A 205-nucleotide genomic window follows, 5' to 3' on the forward strand; every position below is an offset into this window, starting at 1 on the left:
CCTCGCAGAGCGAAAAGCTCGCCACGCCTTTCACCACCACCCTTACCAAGAGCGAAGAGAACGCCCTCTCGCAGTTCCTGAACAGGACTTCGCAGAGCGAGGGGCTTGCTTCCCCCTTCACAAGGACCCTTACCAAGACTGAAGAGAACACCCTCTCGCAGTTCCTGAACAGGACTTCGCAGAGCGAGGGGCTTGCTTCCCCCTT

Annotated in this window: 1 protein-coding gene; it reads left to right on the top strand. The window is 58.5% G+C overall.

Translation table 11 applies throughout. The features are described from left to right. Window positions 1-205, top strand: a 205-nt coding sequence (locus RDV48_25905) for a hypothetical protein (GenBank protein MDQ7826263.1), incomplete at both ends; no start/stop codon positions are given.

It is taken from the genome of Candidatus Eremiobacterota bacterium (assembly GCA_031082125.1).
Lineage (GTDB): Bacteria > Vulcanimicrobiota > CADAWZ01 > CADAWZ01 > Ess09-12 > Ess09-12.